The organism is Chryseobacterium sp., assembly GCF_041914225.1.
In the GTDB taxonomy this organism is placed as follows: domain Bacteria; phylum Bacteroidota; class Bacteroidia; order Flavobacteriales; family Weeksellaceae; genus Chryseobacterium.
Map to the genome: position 1 here is coordinate 1 of NZ_JAYSDT010000058.1, position 18,852 is coordinate 18,852.

General features: G+C 36.3%; 17 protein-coding genes. 8 read left to right on the forward strand and 9 right to left on the reverse strand.

Translation table 11 applies throughout. The features are described from left to right. Positions 1 to 218 precede the first annotated feature (218 nt). Positions 219 to 3,032, reverse strand: a complete 2,814-nt coding sequence (gene leuS / locus ACE3RB_RS17795; RefSeq protein WP_374465447.1) for a leucine--tRNA ligase — start codon at positions 3,030 to 3,032, stop codon at positions 219 to 221. A gap of 183 nt (positions 3,033 to 3,215) precedes the next feature. Then, on the reverse strand, positions 3,216 to 3,689 hold the full coding sequence (locus ACE3RB_RS17800) for a lipocalin family protein (protein ID WP_332385666.1): 474 nt from the start codon (positions 3,687 to 3,689) through the stop codon (positions 3,216 to 3,218). 199 nt (positions 3,690 to 3,888) lie between these two features. Between ACE3RB_RS17800 and ACE3RB_RS17805 the strand changes: the two genes are divergently transcribed. The 3 genes from ACE3RB_RS17805 to ACE3RB_RS17815 are packed head-to-tail and all read left to right on the forward strand — an operon-like array spanning position 3,889 to position 6,270. Continuing rightward, positions 3,889 to 4,866 carry an acyltransferase family protein gene (locus ACE3RB_RS17805; protein ID WP_374465448.1) on the forward strand — a complete coding sequence of 326 codons (978 nt, stop codon included), beginning with the start codon at positions 3,889 to 3,891 and terminating at the stop codon, positions 4,864 to 4,866. A gap of 22 nt (positions 4,867 to 4,888) precedes the next feature. Continuing rightward, positions 4,889 to 5,644, forward strand: a complete 756-nt coding sequence (locus ACE3RB_RS17810; protein ID WP_374465449.1) for a glycosyltransferase family 2 protein — start codon at positions 4,889 to 4,891, stop codon at positions 5,642 to 5,644. Beyond that, positions 5,644 to 6,270 (forward strand): deoxyuridine 5'-triphosphate nucleotidohydrolase, encoded by a 627-nt coding sequence (locus ACE3RB_RS17815; protein WP_374465450.1) that lies wholly within the window; start codon positions 5,644 to 5,646, stop codon positions 6,268 to 6,270. The genes ACE3RB_RS17810 and ACE3RB_RS17815 overlap by 1 nt, the downstream gene beginning before the upstream one ends. Here ACE3RB_RS17815 and ACE3RB_RS17820 read toward each other — a convergent pair. The 6 genes from ACE3RB_RS17820 to ACE3RB_RS17845 all read right to left on the reverse strand — a co-directional run bounded on the left by ACE3RB_RS17820 (position 6,262) and on the right by ACE3RB_RS17845 (position 11,454). Continuing rightward, entirely contained in the window at positions 6,262 to 7,500 is a 1,239-nt protein-coding gene (locus ACE3RB_RS17820) for a 3-deoxy-D-manno-octulosonic acid transferase (RefSeq protein WP_374465451.1), read from the reverse strand. The genes ACE3RB_RS17815 and ACE3RB_RS17820 overlap by 9 nt on opposite strands. A gap of 5 nt (positions 7,501 to 7,505) precedes the next feature. Then, positions 7,506 to 7,850 carry a cupin domain-containing protein gene (locus tag ACE3RB_RS17825; RefSeq protein ID WP_374465452.1) on the reverse strand — a complete coding sequence of 115 codons (345 nt, stop codon included), beginning with the start codon at positions 7,848 to 7,850 and terminating at the stop codon, positions 7,506 to 7,508. Beyond that, entirely contained in the window at positions 7,847 to 8,314 is a 468-nt protein-coding gene (locus ACE3RB_RS17830; RefSeq protein WP_374465453.1) for a DUF1648 domain-containing protein, read from the reverse strand. Before ACE3RB_RS17830 ends, ACE3RB_RS17825 begins: the two co-directional genes overlap by 4 nt. 22 nt (positions 8,315 to 8,336) lie before the next feature. Continuing rightward, entirely contained in the window at positions 8,337 to 9,053 is a 717-nt protein-coding gene (locus ACE3RB_RS17835) for a C40 family peptidase (protein ID WP_131436208.1), read from the reverse strand. Between the two features lie 86 nt (positions 9,054 to 9,139). After that, positions 9,140 to 9,787 (reverse strand): O-methyltransferase, encoded by a 648-nt coding sequence (locus ACE3RB_RS17840; RefSeq protein WP_131436210.1) that lies wholly within the window; start codon positions 9,785 to 9,787, stop codon positions 9,140 to 9,142. 833 nt (positions 9,788 to 10,620) lie between these two features. Further along, complete coding sequence (locus ACE3RB_RS17845; RefSeq protein WP_002976267.1) at positions 10,621 to 11,454, reverse strand: OmpA family protein; 834 nt, start codon at positions 11,452 to 11,454, stop codon at positions 10,621 to 10,623. An 87-nt stretch (positions 11,455 to 11,541) separates the two neighbouring features. Here ACE3RB_RS17845 and tilS point away from each other — a divergent pair, with 87 nt between their 5' ends. From tilS to ACE3RB_RS17870, 5 genes are all read left to right on the forward strand, one after another. Then, positions 11,542 to 12,891 carry a tRNA lysidine(34) synthetase TilS gene (tilS, locus tag ACE3RB_RS17850; protein WP_374465454.1) on the forward strand — a complete coding sequence of 450 codons (1,350 nt, stop codon included), beginning with the start codon at positions 11,542 to 11,544 and terminating at the stop codon, positions 12,889 to 12,891. Further along, positions 12,881 to 14,950, forward strand: coding sequence for a cytochrome c biogenesis protein CcdA (locus ACE3RB_RS17855; RefSeq protein ID WP_374465455.1), 2,070 nt, complete (start codon positions 12,881 to 12,883; stop codon positions 14,948 to 14,950). Before tilS ends, ACE3RB_RS17855 begins: the two co-directional genes overlap by 11 nt. 290 nt (positions 14,951 to 15,240) lie before the next feature. Then, positions 15,241 to 15,762: an ExbD/TolR family protein gene (locus ACE3RB_RS17860; RefSeq protein ID WP_374465456.1), complete on the forward strand. Its 522-nt coding sequence runs from the start codon at positions 15,241 to 15,243 to the stop codon at positions 15,760 to 15,762. Positions 15,763 to 15,871: 109 nt separating this feature from the next. Further along, on the forward strand, positions 15,872 to 16,654 hold the full coding sequence (locus ACE3RB_RS17865) for an alpha/beta fold hydrolase (protein WP_374465457.1): 783 nt from the start codon (positions 15,872 to 15,874) through the stop codon (positions 16,652 to 16,654). 71 nt (positions 16,655 to 16,725) lie between these two features. Continuing rightward, positions 16,726 to 17,544 (forward strand): patatin-like phospholipase family protein, encoded by an 819-nt coding sequence (locus ACE3RB_RS17870; RefSeq protein ID WP_374465458.1) that lies wholly within the window; start codon positions 16,726 to 16,728, stop codon positions 17,542 to 17,544. Between the two features lie 38 nt (positions 17,545 to 17,582). On the opposite strand, the gene ACE3RB_RS17875 is transcribed toward ACE3RB_RS17870, so the two are convergent. Next, on the reverse strand, positions 17,583 to 18,587 hold the full coding sequence (locus tag ACE3RB_RS17875; protein ID WP_374465459.1) for a bifunctional oligoribonuclease/PAP phosphatase NrnA: 1,005 nt from the start codon (positions 18,585 to 18,587) through the stop codon (positions 17,583 to 17,585). Positions 18,588 to 18,852: the final 265 nt, after the last annotated feature.

Genomic DNA, 18,852 nt, shown 5'->3' on the forward strand with positions numbered 1-18,852 from the left:
TAAAATTTTACAGGGTGTAAATTAAAGGCAAAATTAATTAAAATGCAAGAGTCTTAATTAAACATTTTGCTTTTTTTTGATAAAGAAATTTTAATACGATTTCGAAATAATAATTATTTTAAATTATTTTACTTATTTTTTCCAAATTTAACATTTGAATTAAAAAATCAAAAAAATTAGACTCCCATTTTTTTTAATTTCCCAATGTTAATTTTTTTTTAAATTACGATATTCACAATACGGTGAGGGACTACAACGATTTTTTTAGGGGTTTTACCCTCCAAAATCTGTTGCATTTTCTCGTTCGAAATCACCAAATCTTCTACTTCCTTGGCAGATAATTGAGCTGAAAGTGAAATTTTGAACTTCATTTTGCCATTTACGCTTACCGGATACTCAATTTCGTCTTCAACAAGATAATCCTCATTCAATACCGGGAATTTCTCAAATTCTATCGAAGTATCATATCCTAATAAATTCCACAGTTCTTCACAGATATGAGGAGCATAAGGAGAAATGATAACGGCTAACGGTTCTAAAATATTGCGTTTGTTACATTTTATTTTCTGAAGTTCGTTTACAGCAATCATAAATGAGGATACCGATGTATTGAAAGAGAAGTTTTCAATATCATAGACTACCTTCTTTATTAAAGTATGTAAAACTTTATATTCAGCTTTTGTAGGTTCCTCGTCTGAAACTTCAAATGTATCTCCATTGAAATAAAGGTTCCAGAATTTTTTAAGGAAACCATATACTCCGCTTAATCCCTGGGTATTCCAAGGCTTGGATTGCTCCAATGGTCCTAAGAACATTTCATATAATCTTAAACCATCCGCACCATACTCTTCACAGATGTCATCAGGGTTTACTACATTATATTTAGACTTGGACATTTTTTCTACTTCACGGTCTGTGATGTATTTTCCATCTTCCAGAATAAATTCGGCATCAGCATAATCCGGTCTCCATGCCTTGAAAGCTTCTGTATCCAATTCATCAGAGGTACCTTTTAATAAGGATACATCTACATGGATCTGCTGAGTCTTATAATCTTTAGCCAGATTTTTGGATACGTATTGATTTGTACCGTCAATTCTGTATACAAATGCACTCATTCCTAAGATCATCCCCTGGTTGATCAATTTCTGGAACGGCTCATCATGGCTGATCCATCCTCTGTCTTTTAAGAACATATTCCAGAAACGGGAATACAGCAAGTGTCCTGTTGCGTGTTCACTTCCTCCTATATATAGGTCTACCTGTCCCCAGTAGTCTGAAAGATTCTTTGCACAGAATTCTCCGTCATTCTGCGGATCCATATATCTAAGGAAGTACCAGGAGCTTCCTGCCCAGCCCGGCATTGTAGATAATTCTAAAGGGAAAACAGTTTTATCATCTATTAAGTCTGTAGCAACTACTTTCTGATTGGCTTCATCCCATGCAAATTCTTTTGCATTTCCTAATGGCGGATCTCCATCTTCTGTTGGTAAATATTTTTCAACTTCAGGAAGCTCCAGAGGTAAGACGGAAGTTGGCAACGTATATGGCATTCCATCCTTATAATATATAGGAACAGGTTCTCCCCAATAACGCTGTCTTGAGAAAATAGCGTCACGCTGTCTGTAGTTCGTAGTTCCATGACCGATTCCTCTGGTTTCGATCTCGGAAATTATTTTTGCTTTCGCATCATTATAATGTAATCCGTTTAAGAAATCAGAGTTGACGCAAACGGAATCTTTAGAATCAAAAGATTTCTCCTGAACATCCTCTTCAGTCTCTACAACTTTTTTAATTTCAAGATTAAACTTCCTGGCAAATCTGTGATCGCGTTCATCATGTGCAGGAACGGCCATTACCGCACCTGTTCCATATCCCATCAATACATAGTCTGAAATATAGATCGGCATTTTTTCATTGCTGAACGGATTGATCGCATAACTTCCGGTGAAAGCTCCGCTGACGTTTTTCACATCAGACATTCTGTCTCTCTCCGTTTTTTTGGAAGTTTCTTCAATATAAGTGTCTACTTCTGCTTTTTGAGCATCAGTAGTAATCGTTTCCACTAAGGGATTTTCAGGAGCCAATACCATAAATGTTGCTCCGAAGATGGTATCAGGTCTTGTTGTAAATACCTCAACAATCTCGTCATGACCTTCTACCTGAAACTGAACCTGCGCTCCCTGAGATTTCCCAATCCAGTATTCCTGGGAATCTTTCAATGGCTGCGGCCAGTCTAAAGTATTTAATCCCTGTAACAGTCTTTCAGAGTATGCAGAGATTCTCATGCTCCACTGCATCATTTTCTTTTGGAAAACCGGGAATCCTCCTCTTTCGGATTTTCCATCTTTTACCTCATCATTAGCCAGCACTGTCCCTAACGCCGGGCACCAGTTTACAGTAGTCTCTGCTCTGTAAGCAAGGCGATAGTTTAATAAGATATCTTCTTTATCAAGATCGGAAGCATTCTTCCATTCTTCTGCTGTAAAGTTTAATTCGTCGTTCTGATTTGCATTTAAACCTTCTGTTCCTTTTTCTTCAAAATGCTGAATTAAAGAATCAATAGCTTCTGCCTTGTCTGTATTTTTATTATACCAGGAATGGTACAGCTGGATGAAAATCCATTGTGTCCATTTATAATAAGATGCATCTGAAGTTCTCACTTCTCTGCTCCAGTCAAACGAAAAACCTATTTTTCTTAGCTGCTCCTCATATCTGTTGATATTCTGTTCTGTAGTAATTGCCGGATGCTGTCCTGTCTGGATAGCATACTGTTCAGCAGGAAGACCAAAGCTGTCATATCCTACCGGGTGAAGCACATTAAACCCCTGATGCCTTTTATATCTCGCATAGATATCCGATGCAATATATCCCAGCGGGTGACCTACGTGAAGTCCTGCTCCTGATGGGTACGGAAACATATCGAGTACATAAAACTTAGGTTTATCTGTGTTATTAGAGGTTTTATAGGTTTGATTATCCTCCCAGTATTTCTGCCACTTTTTTTCTATCTGCTGATGATCGTAAAACACTTTATATAGATGTTATATGTTAGACTTTAAATATTGAATTATTTTTTCCTTTTTTACAAGAGTCACAAAAATAATGATTTTAAAGGAAATAGAAATTTAATTTATAATGAATTGCAATTCCAGCTTCAACAAAAAAATCCCATCCGGAGATGAGATCTGTTTTATATCCTGAAGTATATACTATTATTGAGTAACTCTCTTGAAGGTATATGTTCTTGTCTGGAATATCTTAGGATCCTGAGTCTCCTCTCTTACTGCAAGATTAAGCGTTGTTTCATTCAAAGTAATAATCTTTGCATTCTGCGGCTCTACGATTCCCTGAATTTTCATCTGAACATCTTTTCCTTCCTTATTATAAGTATAGTTGAATTTTATTTCTGAAAGAATAGCACACTGACCAGGTGTAGCAGTATCTCCCCAGTTTGTTTTCCCTCCCTTGGAGTCAGCGCTGAACCACCATCTGGTCTGTTTCTGACAGTCAGTATAAGTAATTGTGTTAGAAACCGGATCCTCGCCGGTCTCCACAGTAGTAACTACTTCTTTTAATGGTTGCCAGGTCCCAACCAGAGGAGCTTCCAGAACAGTATCATTATTATCACTACATCCTGTAGCTGCAAACAAAGACAAACCTGCAAATAGTAATGCTAATTTCTTCATAGATCAATTTTTTCAAGCGCTAAAATTATAATTTTTTTGATTTATATTACTATTTTTTATGAAAAATTATTTCATCGGGCTTTATTTATATATATTTTAAAACACTCAGATGCAATTTTCCCTTTATTTAACAAATAATGAAAACATGAGCATCATTCATTGTATTAAAAAAGTTATTTTTGCATGAAACAAAATACAAATGCAGGATATAACGAGAAACAATTTTGATTTTATACGTGTTCTCCTTGCTTTCATTGTCTTTGTAGGACATTTGGGGGCATTAAGCGGCGCTGACCAGCTTACAATTTTAACGCACAGCCCTGTGGAAGTGGCTGTTTTCGGCTTTTTTGCGGTGAGTGGATTTCTTATTGCAAGGAGCTATGAAAGGTCTTCAAGCCTGAAAAGCTATTTAAAAAAGAGAATCAGAAGAATTGTTCCCGCCTACTTATTGGTTATTTTTTTATGTGCAATTTTATTAAGTCTGGTAAGTACCTATTCCTTCATTGAATATTTCAGCAATACACAAGTTTATAAATACCTATTTTGGAATTCATTATTTTTAAATTTTAAAGCACCTTGGCTTCCCGGAGTTTTTGGGAATCAAGCAGTGAATGGTGCCCTATGGACGCTGAAAATAGAAATGTGCTACTATTTTGCGGTTCCTCTGTTGTTTTTGCTTTTCGGGAAAAACAATAAATACAGAAATATAAGTTTGGTTATTCTATACTTCTTATCACTTATTTATCTTAATTATTTTGAATCTTTAAATAAAATTTCGATTGCCAAACAGCTCCCTGGAACATTATCCTATTTTATCCCTGGAATGTTGATTTACTTTAATTTTGATAAATTCATCCAACATAAAAATCTCATTTTCATCATTGCATTCGTTACTGTGTGGATTGACTTATTTTTAAAAGTTCAGCTTTTTTCTCCAATGATGATCGGGGTTATCGTAATGTACATTGCCTATTCATTCAAATTCTTAAATAATTTTGGAAAGTACGGAGATTTCACTTACGGCATTTATATATTCCACTTCCCTATTATCAGGGTATTTGCAACATTGGGGCTTTTTGCCAGCTATAATCCTTATTTCATGGGATTGGTATGCATGTTGGTAGTAATCGGGGTAGGAATTGCTTCCTGGCATCTTTATGAAAAAAGATTTTTATAATTTTACAATTCAAAAAGCATAAATGAAAGATCTTGTCTCCATTATTACTCCCTGTTATAATTCTGCAGAATTTATCGAGGAAACCATACAGTCTGTTCTTAACCAAACCTACGAAAACTGGGAGTGGCTGATCACTGATGATCTTTCTAAAGATAATACTGTTGAGATCATCAGAAAATATAATGATCCCAGAATAAAGCTGCAGGTACTGGAGAAAAACGGAGGCGCAGGAAATGCAAGGAACAACAGCCTGGAAAGAGCCCAGGGAAGATATATCGCATTCCTGGATTCTGATGATTACTGGTATCCCGAATATCTTGAAACCATGACCGGTTACATGCAGGAACACCATGTAGAGCTTGTCTACTGTAATTATTCCAGATGTAATGAGCAGCTGCAGCCTATTCTGAAAGACTTTCTGGCTGACAAAACAGTTACTTTTTCCAATCTGCTGAAGACATGCCGTCTTGCTCCGGTCTCTACCATGTATGATACCAAAAGAGTCGGTAAATTCCTGTTCCCCGTAAAAAGCAAACGCGAAGACCATGTGATGTGGCTTAATCTTTTAAAGGTGATTCCGGAAGGGATGCCTGTAAAAAAAACGCTGGCAAAGTACAGAATGCGGGAAAACAGCGTTTCCAGAAATAAAAAAAACATCATCAAAGATCAATACCTTGTCTATAAAGATTTCATGGGATTTTCAACATTAAAATCATTATACTATACGGCCAACTGGGCGTTAAACGGATTCCTCAAATATTCGAAAATTTTTAATTAATGGAGTATTCAAAAGAGTTCAAAGCCGCTCTAAGTGCTTTTTCAGGTGCAGAGAAAGACAAACTCATTTTCAGACTCCTGAGGAAGGACAAATTGTTATCTAAAAAGCTGTATTTCGAACTGATTGACCCGGAAACTACTGATGATAAAAGGAATGCTATGGAAAATCATGTGGAAGAACAGGTTCTTCTGGCTTCAAAATACGTTGGAAATGCCAAATACTTTCTGACCATCATCCGAAAAATAAGCGCTGAAATTACTGAACACGTCAAAATCACCACTGACAAATTCGGGGAAGTCTCACTGAATCTTCTTCTCATCAACAAAGTACTGGAAAACAACAGCGACCTCAGCAGGCAGAGGTTTGATAATGTTTACAAGCTTTATATTTATATGATCAACAAAGTATTTAAATCCTTGATTTTAATTAAAAAACTGGATGAAGATTACTGGATGGAAATTGATGAATATCTTCGTGAAACTTCAGATAAAATCTTAGAAAATCACTACCTGCAAAAGCTGTGTAGTAATAATGGGCTTGATCTTAATTGGTTTGAATGCGACAAAATTCCCGCAAATATCGATCAGATCATGAAGGAAATTAAAAGCCAGGGATTTTTAAGATAAAATTTTCTGAAGAATCATTCTGGTGGAATCAGGCTTATCATCTATAAATTTTCCTGCATTCCGGGACATTTCTGCAAGTTCTTCCTTATTATCTTCATTGGTAAGAAATAAAACAAATTCTGCAGCCGTATATTCGTCTGGAAAAGATTTTCCGCCATCGGCAGCGATCAGATCATCAGCTTCGGGATTCTTTTTGTAATGATTTCCAAAGACTACAGGAACACCAAAGGTTGCCGCTTCCAGGATATTATGAAGTCCTGCATCGTGAAATCCTCCTCCCACAACAGCTACATCTGCATATGAATATAGTTTTGACAGCAAGCCTATACTGTCTATAATCAGAATCCGGGAATTAAGAGTTGAAGACTGAAAATTTTGGATTTCACTGTACATTAAAGCATCGGGGAATATATTTTTAAGATGCTCTACCCTTTTCAGGTCATGAGGTGCTATGATGAGCTTCACCGCACTATTCTTACGGGAAACCACTTCTGCTATTTTCTCTTCTGCCTGCCACGAACTTCCGAAAACAACGGCTTTACTTTCTCCTTTAAAATCAGAAATAAAGTCTACATGATTGTTGCGCTCACGAAGTTGCTTTACCCTGTCAAACCTTGTATCTCCCGTTACGGAAGACTTTATTAACCCTACACTTTTCGCAAGGGCCATTGAAAACTGAGTCTGATGGAAAAACCAGTCTACATTGTTCTTAAGCTGCTTTACAAACCATTTTCCATACGAGGTAAAAAATGACTGCCTTTCATAGAACAGTGCAGAGATTACATAAACCTTCGTCCCCTGATTTTTAAGCTCAGCAAGAAGGTTATACCAGTAATCATATTTAACCGTAAAAAATAGTTCAGTATTAAATTGTGAGACAAACTCTTTAACAGTACTTTTTTTATCAAAAGGCAGATAACAGATCACATCGGCCATATGTTTCTTTTTCGCCACATTCTCATATCCTGACGGGGAAAAGAAGCTTACCAGGATTTTATGACCCGGAAAATTCTCCTTAAGCTTTTCCAGAACGGGTAATCCCTGCTCATATTCTCCTAAGCTGGCAGCATGCATCCAGATGACCTTATCTGCTTGTGAAAATGCAGATTTCACTTTAGCCAAAGACTCCGTTCTTCCTTCAACGCCTTTTTTAGTTTTATCATTAAACAAGGCGAAGACCTTCATTCCAAAAGTCAGCAGACTGATAAATAGATTGTATAGAAAAGCCATTTTAATTATTCTTTAATTTCAATTCTGTCATGATCCGTAGGAGGATTTGATATGACTAAAAACTCAATTTCCACTTCAGATTCATTGAAGATAAAATGCTTTGCTCCCGGTGCAATAGAAATAGATTCATTTTGTTTAACCCAAAACTTTTCTTCATTTATAAAGAATACTGCTTCTCCTTTGAGGATGTAGAAAAACTGTTCCGCCATCTCATGATAGTGCAGTTTTTCTGAAGTTCCGGCAGGCATTTTCTCCTGCTTTACAGATAAGTTTTGCGTATTTTTAAGGACCCAGCTGTCACATTGGTTTCCCCAGATATAATGTTCTGAATTTTCTTTAGAATGTATCATTTAAACAAGTAAGTAATGAAAAGCAACAAGGGAACAAACAATACAACTGATAAGAAAATGGTGGCCATTGAGATTCTAGGCTTAGCCTTATCATCAGCAGCATATCTGAACATATAATCCTGGATATTCAAAAAAACCATTCCCAATATAAGGAAGAGAGTTCTCAGCCCGATTTTCATAATTAAAAACTGGGCATTCATATTCTGATCTGTAATCTCTACCGGGAAATTAGTATCTTCAGGATGCCTGGTTCCATAGGTGAATACAGCATACAGTCCCAAAGCCAGCACAGGCATCAGAAAGGCGTAGATTTTTCCTCCGAATCCATCCGGTTTTCCTTCCAGATCAAAATGCACAGGAATACGATCTGGCAAAGCGCTATAATTTTTCAGGGTAAACCACCACAAAAAAGCAACCCATCCAAAATTAAAAATATCAAAAATTATAAAGAGAATATTTTCCATTTCAAATGAGATTTAACCGAGGCTAGATTACACTTTTCAGCACTCTCAGCTTATGAGTATGCTTGTTCATTTCTTTATTGAAAATTCCGGTGGAATCTAAGGTATCAATTCTTACTTTTCCGGAAGCATGAATAATTTTCTGATTATCCAGCATAATACCTACATGGATAATTTTCCCTTCTGCATTTTCAAAGAAAGCAAGATCCCCGGGCTGTGTTTCTTCTACAAAGGTAAGCGGTTCTCCCACTTCGGCCTGCTGTGAAGCATCTCTTGGAATTTTAATATTGTGAATTTTATATACCAATTGGGTAAAGCCGGAGCAGTCTACTGCAAAAAAGCTTTTACCTCCCCACAGATAAGGTACATTAAGGAATTCTTTTGCCGTCAGTGCAATACTTTCACGTACATCATGGCTTCTTCTTGAGGCCACTACCGGAAATTCCACCTCCGAACCCATAGACAGTAAAGTCTTCCCGTCATTCATCAGTACAGAAGAAAAATCCTCAGTAACGACAGTTACTTTTCTGTTAGCAAGCTCCTCATCTGTTACCGGTTTTAGCTGTTTGGTATCCATCCATCCTTCATAGCCGTCATAGTGCATCTTTATTTTGGTCCAGTTTTTATCCACTTCCAAAATATCGGCACTTTCCCCAAACAATATTTCCGTAACAATTTCAGCCCTGTCAGAATTCTCTGCACGGACCGGCGCTACTGTAACAATACAAATTCCTTTATTCATTAATTTTCAATTTAAAGATTGAATTATTTAAAGATTAAAAATACAATGTTGTATCTCTTTAAATGTTTAATCCTTGAATATTTCAGTTACTTTCTCCGAAGAAAATTCACTCCATCACGCAAAGGTAAAATAAGATTTTCAAAATCTTCGTCTTTTGCTGCTAAATCATTTAACTCCTGAATAGATTGGGTAGATTTCAACTTCGGGTTTTCTTCCAATACTTTTCCATACCACAAAACATTATCAAACAGGATTACAGTTCCGGACTTCGTATGTGGTTTTATTAATCTGAAGTATTCCGCATAATTTTCCTTGTCGGCATCTACGAAAATCAGATCAAAGAATTCATCAGTTTCTTTTAAATATTCTTTGGCATCCTGAAGCTTAAAATCAATCTGGCTGGCATATTCGCTGGATTCAAAATATTTTTTCGGAAGATAGGCAAGATCCTCATTCACATCCAATGTGGTGATTTTTCCGTCTTTTGCCAATCCTGATGCAAGACACAAAGTAGCATATCCTGTAAAAGTTCCTATTTCCAGGATACTTTTCGGTTTCAGCATCTGGGAAATAATCGTCAGCAATCTTCCCTGCTGGTATCCTGAAATCATATGAGGCTGTGTTGTCTTCTGATAAGTCTCCCTTCTCAGCTTTTTCAGAATTTCAGATTCTGAAGAAGCATGTGCTTCCAAATATCTATCCATTTCAGGATTCTTTTCTTCAAAAAAACTCATATCATTTTAATTTAAACAAATTTAAGGATTTTAAAGCTTCTTTCTACACTGCAAAGTAAGATACAAAAAAAGAGAGAGAAATTAATCCCTCTTTATTCATGTACTTAGCTTTAAAAATTTTATACCGCAACACAATATTGTCTTATACCGGCACAAACCCATCCCGGGCAACATTTTGTTTGCAGGCTGGTACAAAATATCTGCGGATTACACCCGTTAATAGCACCTTGTACAGTTTTCATTTCTCCTCTTGAAAGTTTTTTTAGATTTTTCATAATAATTTTAGTTTAGTATTAATTTCCTACTCTTTAGATTTTCGGACACCTCTTTAATATTTCCTTTAACGGAGATATAAATATACATATTCTTTTATTAATCAACTAATTATACACTTAAAAACTAACTATAAAATGTATAAAAATCTAAATATCAGTAAAAACCCCATATAAAATACCGTGAAAACACGGATAGTATTTTTGTGGTACTAGTGCTAAATTTGCCATAAGAATAAGGGGTAAAAACACTAAGAGAAAACAAGATGATTGCAGGAGAGACACAAACTAACCATGAGAATCACAAAAAAGTTGTACTGAAAAGTAGAACTGATTCTTCTGCAGCAAAAAGTAAGACAGAAATATCCACTTCATTTTTGCAACGAATTATTTCGCTCCTGAAAAAGGAAGAATTAATTTGATTAAAAATAAGCCCCGGCCACCTTCGGGGTTTATTTTTGTCTAAAACAGTACTTTGCTTAAAAAATAATAAACTTAAGATTGATAATTACATAAAAAAAATCCCGAATTGCTTCGGGATTTTTTTTTATGATTGAGTGATTATTTTTTAGGAGCAATATCCATTAGTTTCATAAACTCGTCAAGTTTAGGCATAATGATGATTTCTGTCCTTCTGTTTTCTGCTCTTCCTGAAACACTCATGTTTGTAGCTTTCGGGTTGTATTCAGAGCGTCCACCAGCTGTAATTCTTGCAGGATCCACACCAAACTGAGTCTGAAGAACTTTAGCAACAGAAGTACCTCTTAATGCAGAAAGATCCCAGTTGTCTCTCGGAAGATTCGGTGAATTTAATGGAGCATTATCTGTGTTACCTTCGATCAGCACGGAATATTTATCATAATCGTTGATTACCTTCGCTACTTTACCTAGCACTTCCTGAGCGGCAGGTAAAATATTGTAGTCTCCCGTCTTGTATAACATTTTATCAGAAAGAGAGATCATTACTACTCCTTTCAATACTTTTACCTGAACATCTTCATCTGATACATTATCCAAAGATCTCTTCAGTTTGTTAGACAATGCAAGGTTCAGACTGTCATTCTTCGCATTGCTGGAGATCAGTTGTTTGATATAAGAATTGGAAGCATTGATTTCTCCTACCAGTTTATCAATGTTAGCAGAACTTTTTCCGGTATTGGACAAACATGCATCCAGTGATGATTTTAAAGCATCGTGCTGACTTTTCAGCAAATTGTTTTCACCTGTCAATGCAGAGTTCTGAGATTTCAAATCCTGAATTTCTCTCTGTCTTTCCCCGATGTTTTCAATACACTGCTTATAGTTTGTGCTCAAAGCATCATACTGCTTCTTGCTGACACAAGACGTCATTCCCAGCGCCATTGCAGAAACTGCTAAAATTTTTAAAATCTTCATAAATAATCATTTTTAGACTACTCAAAGTTAGGGAAATTCAATTGAATTATATCGGTTATCTTTGCATAAAAGAAATTCTCAACATATATGTTGAAAAAATTAACCTTTATCAATCAATTAAAAAATCTCGTTCACGAGCCGGAAAAGCACACCTATCTTCTGGCAGTAAGCGGAGGTGCTGACTCTATGGTCCTGGCCTCCTTATTCAGGGATTTTGAGCAAGAAACGCATGGGACAGAATTCTGGTTTCAGGTTGCTCATATCAATTATAAACTTCGTGGTAATGATTCGGATCTGGATCAGAAAACAGTACAGGATTTTTGTGAGAAAAATCATATAAAATTTCATTTGTATGAAGTTTCGGAAAAAGATCAGAAACCGGAAAACTCTATTCAGCTGTGGGCACGGGAACTCAGATACAAGTTTTTTAAAGAAATCCAGGAAAAGGAAAAACTGGAATTTCTGGTAACAGCCCATCATCTGAATGACCAGCTGGAGACTTTTATCATCAACCTTTCGAAGGCTGCCGGCATCAACGGATTAAGCGGAATTCCTTCCCATGACAATAATATTCTCAGACCGCTTTTAAATTTTTCAAAAAAAGAAATTTATCAGTTTGCGGAATTGAACCATATTGAATTCCTGGAAGATCTGTCCAATAAAAAAAATGATTATCTGAGGAATAGGATTAGAAATGAGATTGTTCCAAGGCTGATGGAAACCAATGACCATTTCCTGGACAACTTCAGAAAAAGTTCTTCTCTGCTGAATCAAACCAAAGATTTTGTTCAGAAACAGATTCAGGAAATAGAAAATAACCTTACAGTATTTAACCAAGACTATAAAATCTTATCAAAGGAAAAGCTGGATCAGGAAAGCGATTTCGTAAAATTTGAAATTTTAAAAAAATACGGGTTCAACCAGGAGGAAGAAATCCCCAAAATTTTCAAAGCGGAAAACAACAGTTCTTTTTTTTCAAAAGAATATCAGTTGATTGTTAACCGTGACGAACTGATTTTTATTGACAGAAGCCAGGAAAAGGAATCTGAGGAAGAAATTGTCCTGATCGATCATTTTGATTTTTCCGAAAACCAGATTAACATCAATCTCGTAGATCATATTGAAAGCATTGATGGAATCAATAAAGGTTTTGAGTGGGATTTTGATGCTGAAAAACTTCATTTCCCACTGCGTTTAAGAAAACAAAAAGAAGGTGATGAATTTTATCCCACAGGTTTTTCGGGGAAAAAGAAAGTTTCTAAATTTTTTAGGGACGAAAAATTATCTATTTTAGCGAGGCAAAAAATCTGGATACTGACTGACAGCAATGATTCTGTACTTGGGGTTATCCCCTTCAGGCAAGACAGACGATATGCAAAGTATGAGAAGACGAAATGGAGTCTCAAAATTTTTAATGAAATGAACAATGAAATTTAGAAATTGGTTTTTATTAATTCTACTATTTTTAGCGACGGGGATTAATGCGCAGATAAAAAATCCTGTAAAGTTTAAATTCACCATCAACGATCTTGGCAACAACCAGTACGAAGCAGTACTGAATGCCACAATGGAAAGCGGGTGGCATATCTATTCCAAAGATTTACCGGAAGACACCGGAATTCCTACAGAATATAAGGTGACCGGAAAAAATATTGAACTGATCGGAAAGTTTACCGAAGTGGGTAAAAAACATGAGGAGTTTTCTGAAGCATTCGGGGGAACAATTGTTTATTACTCCAATTCAGCCGGCTTTAAGCAGAAATTTAAATTAAAAGATCCGGCAAAACCTGCAGATGTCACGTCTGAAATCACTTATCAGACTTGTGATGACAGAGTTTGTCTGGCCCCCAATACGTTAGAATTCAATCAAAAAGTTACTCCAAAAGGCGTAACGGAAGAGGCTACAACTGAAGAAACTGCAGCTCCTGTAAAAGACTCTGTAAAAGTAACTGAGAGGGTTACTGAAAACCCTGCAAAAACAGAAGCTACGATTACAGAAACTTCAAAACTGGATCCGAAACAGCTGAAAATCGAAACTATTGATTTCAAAAAACCATTAACGGATTGTGGTACAGCTTCTACAAAAGTGGATGAAAATTACTGGACTTATTTGTTCTTAGGGTTTATCGGAGGATTAATCGCATTGCTTACACCTTGTGTTTTCCCGATGATTCCGCTGACAGTTTCATTCTTTACAAAAGGAACTAAAAATAAAGCCAAAGGAAAAAGAGATGCTCTTATTTATGGATTTTTCATTCTTCTTATCTTCGTTTTATTAAGTATTCCATTCCACGTTATCGACGGTATTGCAGGAAATATCTTCAATGAAATTTCCACAAGTGTATGGCTGAATATTGCCTTCTTTATTATATTTATCTTCTTTGCCGGAAGTTTCTTCGGGTATTATGATATCACACTGCCAAGTTCTATCGCCAACAAATCTTCCAAAGCTGAAGAGGCGGGAGGAATTATCGGAATTTTCTTCATGGCACTAACGTTGGTGATCGTTTCTTTCTCTTGTACAGGACCTATTTTAGGAAGTTTACTAGGAAGTGCAGTAACAGGTTCTACAAACGTTCCTATGTTGCTGACATTTGCTTTAGCAGGATTTGGTCTTGCCTGGGCTATTGTTTTCGGACTGCTGGCTTTATTCCCGCAGGCGCTGCAAAGTCTTCCGAAATCAGGAGGTTGGATGAATACCGTAAAAGTAGTTTTAGGTTTCGTAGAGCTGGCATTAGCATTGAAATTCTTATCGAAAGCAGACCTTGTATCCAAAACATTCTTATTAAAAAGAGAGCTTTTCATCGCTATCTGGATCATTGTTGCGTTAGGATTAGCCTTATATTTATTAGGGTTCATCAGATTCCCGCATGATGATAAAAAACCTAAAATCTCTGTTACAAGAAAGGTATTGGGGGTATTGGGAATCGGTTTTGTGGTGTATCTGATCCAGGGATTGATTCCATCTGACCGTCCTAAACTTCAATTATTAAGCGGAATTTTACCTCCACTGAATGTAAGTTATTTCCATGACGAAAAAGACGGAATTCTGGGAATGCACCCTGAACATGATTTCTTCAAAGCTGTGGAACTGGCTAAAAAAGAGGATAAACCCATTCTGATAGACTTTACCGGATACGGTTGTGAAAACTGCAGAAAAATGGAAGAGTTTGTCTGGAGTGAAGCAGACATCTTACCTATCCTTCAGAATGATGTGGTATTAGCGTCTTTATATGTAGATGATAAGGAAGAGCTTCCTGAGGATCAGAAAACTAAAATTGACCTTGGTGACGGGCAGATCAAAAAGGTAAAAACAATAGGTGACAGATGGAGCTTATTTCAGCAGGTTAACTTTAACAATAACTCACAGCCACACTATGTTTTGATCACTCCGGACGGAAAAGTAATCAACACTCCGGTTTCAGGATATATGCCAAAAGAAGATTTCAAAAAATTCCTTGAATGCGGAGTTAATTACTATAAAAAGAATAAATAAATTATTTACATATCATTTAAAACCTCACACTTTACCGTGTGAGGTTTTTTTGTGCAGGGTTAATGAAAAATTTCAGAATCAATTTTGAAAAATATAATATCGAAAATACAATTATCAGAAAGCCAGAAACATCATTGATTATTCATTTTAAAAAGAAGAAACGGAATTTTAAAATTCACCATAAAAAACAATCAATAGATTCATGAATCTATTGATTATTCAACAAATAAAGCATGCGTTTTGTTTGAATTATTCAATAAATACCGTTTAACATTTAAAAACTTTAAATCATGGCAGAAGTAATTGCACAAGAGAAACAAGGCAGCAAACAAAAGAAAAAAATGATCAGAGTAGACATGACTCCTATGGTAGATCTGGGATTCTTATTGATCACAATCTTTATGTTCACGACCAATTTTACAAAACCTAACGTAATGGATCTGGGACTACCGGCAAAAGATCCTGATCACAAACCCGTTGAAAATGTAATTGGAGACAAAAACCAGATCACATTTATCCTGGGGAAAGACAATCGGGTATTTTATCATCAAAGTAATGCTAAAGATTTAAATACAGGAAATCTTAAAGAAACCGATTTCAGCGGAATCAAAATTTCAAAAATCATTGCTGAAGCTTACAAAAATGCCCCAGCACCGGATAAGTTCACAGTTATTGTGAAACCAACGGACGAAGCCAATTACAAGAATTTTGTAGATATGCTGGACAATCTTGCGATTTCTAAAAAGGAAAGATATGGTGTAACAGATATCAAACCCTGGGAAACAAATGTTTACAAGGAATTAACGCAATAAAAGGCAAGGGCATTTTTTGGATGCCCTTTTTTTGATTAAATTTGAAAAGAGAAAAGGATCCTCAGTATATAAAAGACTGTATCATTTTAACCTTCTAAATTTTGGAATCATGCTGAACTTTGAAAGAAAAGGAAACGGAAAAGAAACTTTGGTACTTCTTCACGGTTTTATGGAAAATCTATCCATCTGGAGCGATATGGAATCTCATCTTTCCAAAGATTTTTCATTCCTTAAAATTGACCTTCCGGGTCACGGACAATCTGAGATTCTGGCTGAAGTTCACACCATGGAACTAATGGCAGAGGAGGTAAAAAAAGTATTGGATGACCAGCATTTAGAAAAAGTTCACCTTTTGGGGCATTCCATGGGGGGATATACGGCGCTTGCCTTTGCAGAAAAATATCCTGATCTTTTAAAAAGCTTAACTTTATTTTTCTCTACTTATTTTCCGGATGATGAGGAGAAAAAACAACAGCGCATCAAAAGCTACAGAATCATTAAAGATGCATTTGCCCATTATGCAAGAGCCGGAGTACCCAATTTATTCAATCCGAATGAAAGAGACATCCTGGAAGGAAAAATTGAAACCGCTCTTGAAACAGCCCTTTCCACCAACAATTTAGGAGCTCTTGCCTGTGTGAAAGGCATGGTAGAAAGAACAGACAAAAAACATGTCCTTGAAAACCTGGAAGCTAAAATTTTAGTATTAGCCGGCAAACATGATAATGCCGTAAAAACCGATATGATGATCAAACATCTTCCAGACAGGACGAATATCAAATCTTATATCCTGGACTGCGGACATAACGGACACTGGGAAAAGCCAGGTATCTGTGCGGAAATCATCAATACGGAACTTCTTCACAATCTTCCTAAAAAACTGGTTTTATAACATTCTTTCCTGACAGATTAAAGTCTTATTTACAAAAAAATCCTGTATATTAGTAGAGGATAATTTTGGTAATGGCTTTATTTTCATTCAAAAAAAAGAAACCACCGGCACCACCGGTTATCGGGCTTACACTTTCAGGCGGAGGAATGCGTGGAATTGCTCATATTGCCGTACTGAAGGCTTTGGAAGAATATAACCTGAAGCCGCACATTATCTCCGGAACCAGCGCAGGCTCTATTATTGGCGCTTTTTATTCTTTTGGAAAAACACCGGACGAGATGATGGAAATTGTAAGACAGACTTCTTTTTTCTCCAGATCAGCATTAAAATTATCAAAAAACGGAATTTTCAGCTCCAACTTTATTGTAAAGTTATTCAAAGATTATTTTCCTGAAGATAACTTTAGTATTTTAAAAATCCCTGTGTATGTTGCGGCTACTGAAATGACGCACGGTATCGTAGATTTCTTTTCTGAAGGAGAGCTTTTCGGACCGCTACTGGCCTCATCAAGTGTTCCTTTTATTCTTCCTCCGGTAAGGATGGGGGAAAAAATTTATGTGGACGGAGGTGTCCTGGACAACCTTCCCATTGAGCCCATCATGGATAAATGTAATTTCCTGATCGCTTCCCATGTCAACTCCATCAGCTATGATGAATTAAAAAAAATGAGCCTGATGAAGGAGTTCGACAGAATTCTTCACTTAGCGATTGCAAAGTCTGTATATTCTAAAACGAAATACTGTAATATATTCCTGGATCCGCCCAAAATGACAAAATACAGCCTTTTCAACAAAAGATATATGGATGAAATGTTTCAGCAGGTATACGAATATACCTGTCAGGAACTTGAAGAAAAAGGATATTGTAAGAGTACCCAGGATTTTAGATAAAGAATGTACAAACTTTTATAGTTTGCCTTTTTGTGTTCCTACCAGCCTTCCTCCTTAACTTTATCTTTAAAGGTTTCTATCGTTCCCTCCAGAGAATCTAAAGATTTTCCGCCGGCTGCATTAATATGTCCGCCGCCGTTGAAGTATTTTCTTGAAAACTGATTCACATCTACATCATCTTTACTCCTGAATGAGATTTTAACGAAATCTTCATACAGATCTTCCATAAAGAATGCTGACATTTTAACGCCGGCAATACTTAAGCCATAGTTCACAAAACCTTCTGTATCTCCTTTCTGGAAACCATATTCTTTCAGTTCATTTCTGGTTAGACTCAAAACGGCTACTGTACCGTCATTCACCACTTCTATTCTCCCAAGAACCAGGGCAAGCAAATGCAGACGGGAAACCGTATTGGTATCCCAGGTATTGGAAGTGATCATCGCAGGATCTGCCCCATTTTCAATCAGGTTAGCAATAATTCTGTGTGTGGTGGCACTGGTAGAACGAAAACGGAAACCACCGGTATCCGTCATAATTCCTGTATAAAGACATTCTGCCATATCCTGGTTCACCAGTTTTTCATCATCCATTGCTTCTATGAAATGATAGATCATCTGTGAAGTGGCAGGGATTACCGTATCCGAGTACACAAAATCAAATTTTTCCGGCTGCTGGTGGTGGTCAATAAGGATTTTCTTCCCCGGAGCTTTTATCAGCCAGTCTCCCAGTAATCCGATCCTTGACGGAGAGTTAAAATCCAGACAGAAAATAACGTCTGCTCCTGCAATCATATCAGAAGCCAGCTTTCTTTTATACTCAGCAATAATAACTTTTTTAGATTCCGGCATCCATTTCAGAAACTTCGGAAAATCATTAGGTACAATAACCTCGGCATGAATTCCTTTTGCTTTCAGATAATGTTTCAATCCCAAACTTGAACCAATAGCATCTCCATCCGGATTATAATGGGTAAGGATCACTATTTTGCTGTCTTGGGTAAGTAATGTATTGATATCTAAAAGTTCTGCTGGTGTAAACATCCGGTGTTTATTTTTCGTTAAAATTAAAGTTTTCAAAGATAGAGCTTTTATATAAATCATTTAAATATTATTTTTGTACCGGGAAATGGGTTTGCCATGAGGGTTTGTAAAAGCCCGACTGAAAAACATTAAATTTAATTTTAAAAAAAGATAATTAAAGTTTGTAACTTATAAAATTTTATATATCTTTGCAACCTGAAAATTAATAGATTAATTACGATTTAAACATATAGTAATGAGTAAAAGAACATTCCAGCCATCAGAA

Bases quoted from the DNA above. Each gene is read 5' to 3' on its own strand.
- ACE3RB_RS17865 (WP_374465457.1), top strand. From the start codon at position 15,872: ATGCTGAACTTTGAAAGAAAAGGAAACGGAAAAGAAACTTTGGTACTT.
- ACE3RB_RS17805 (WP_374465448.1), top strand. From the start codon at position 3,889: ATGCAGGATATAACGAGAAACAATTTTGATTTTATACGTGTTCTCCTT.
- ACE3RB_RS17800 (WP_332385666.1), bottom strand. From the start codon at position 3,689: ATGAAGAAATTAGCATTACTATTTGCAGGTTTGTCTTTGTTTGCAGCT.
- ACE3RB_RS17835 (WP_131436208.1), bottom strand. From the start codon at position 9,053: ATGAATAAAGGAATTTGTATTGTTACAGTAGCGCCGGTCCGTGCAGAG.
- tilS (WP_374465454.1), top strand. From the start codon at position 11,542: ATGTTGAAAAAATTAACCTTTATCAATCAATTAAAAAATCTCGTTCAC.
- ACE3RB_RS17810 (WP_374465449.1), top strand. From the start codon at position 4,889: ATGAAAGATCTTGTCTCCATTATTACTCCCTGTTATAATTCTGCAGAA.
- ACE3RB_RS17845 (WP_002976267.1), bottom strand. From the start codon at position 11,454: ATGAAGATTTTAAAAATTTTAGCAGTTTCTGCAATGGCGCTGGGAATG.
- ACE3RB_RS17875 (WP_374465459.1), bottom strand. From the start codon at position 18,587: ATGTTTACACCAGCAGAACTTTTAGATATCAATACATTACTTACCCAA.
- ACE3RB_RS17820 (WP_374465451.1), bottom strand. From the start codon at position 7,500: ATGGCTTTTCTATACAATCTATTTATCAGTCTGCTGACTTTTGGAATG.
- ACE3RB_RS17840 (WP_131436210.1), bottom strand. From the start codon at position 9,787: ATGAGTTTTTTTGAAGAAAAGAATCCTGAAATGGATAGATATTTGGAA.
- ACE3RB_RS17860 (WP_374465456.1), top strand. From the start codon at position 15,241: ATGGCAGAAGTAATTGCACAAGAGAAACAAGGCAGCAAACAAAAGAAA.
- ACE3RB_RS17815 (WP_374465450.1), top strand. From the start codon at position 5,644: ATGGAGTATTCAAAAGAGTTCAAAGCCGCTCTAAGTGCTTTTTCAGGT.
- ACE3RB_RS17870 (WP_374465458.1), top strand. From the start codon at position 16,726: ATGGCTTTATTTTCATTCAAAAAAAAGAAACCACCGGCACCACCGGTT.
- ACE3RB_RS17830 (WP_374465453.1), bottom strand. From the start codon at position 8,314: ATGGAAAATATTCTCTTTATAATTTTTGATATTTTTAATTTTGGATGG.
- ACE3RB_RS17855 (WP_374465455.1), top strand. From the start codon at position 12,881: ATGAAATTTAGAAATTGGTTTTTATTAATTCTACTATTTTTAGCGACG.
- ACE3RB_RS17825 (WP_374465452.1), bottom strand. From the start codon at position 7,850: ATGATACATTCTAAAGAAAATTCAGAACATTATATCTGGGGAAACCAA.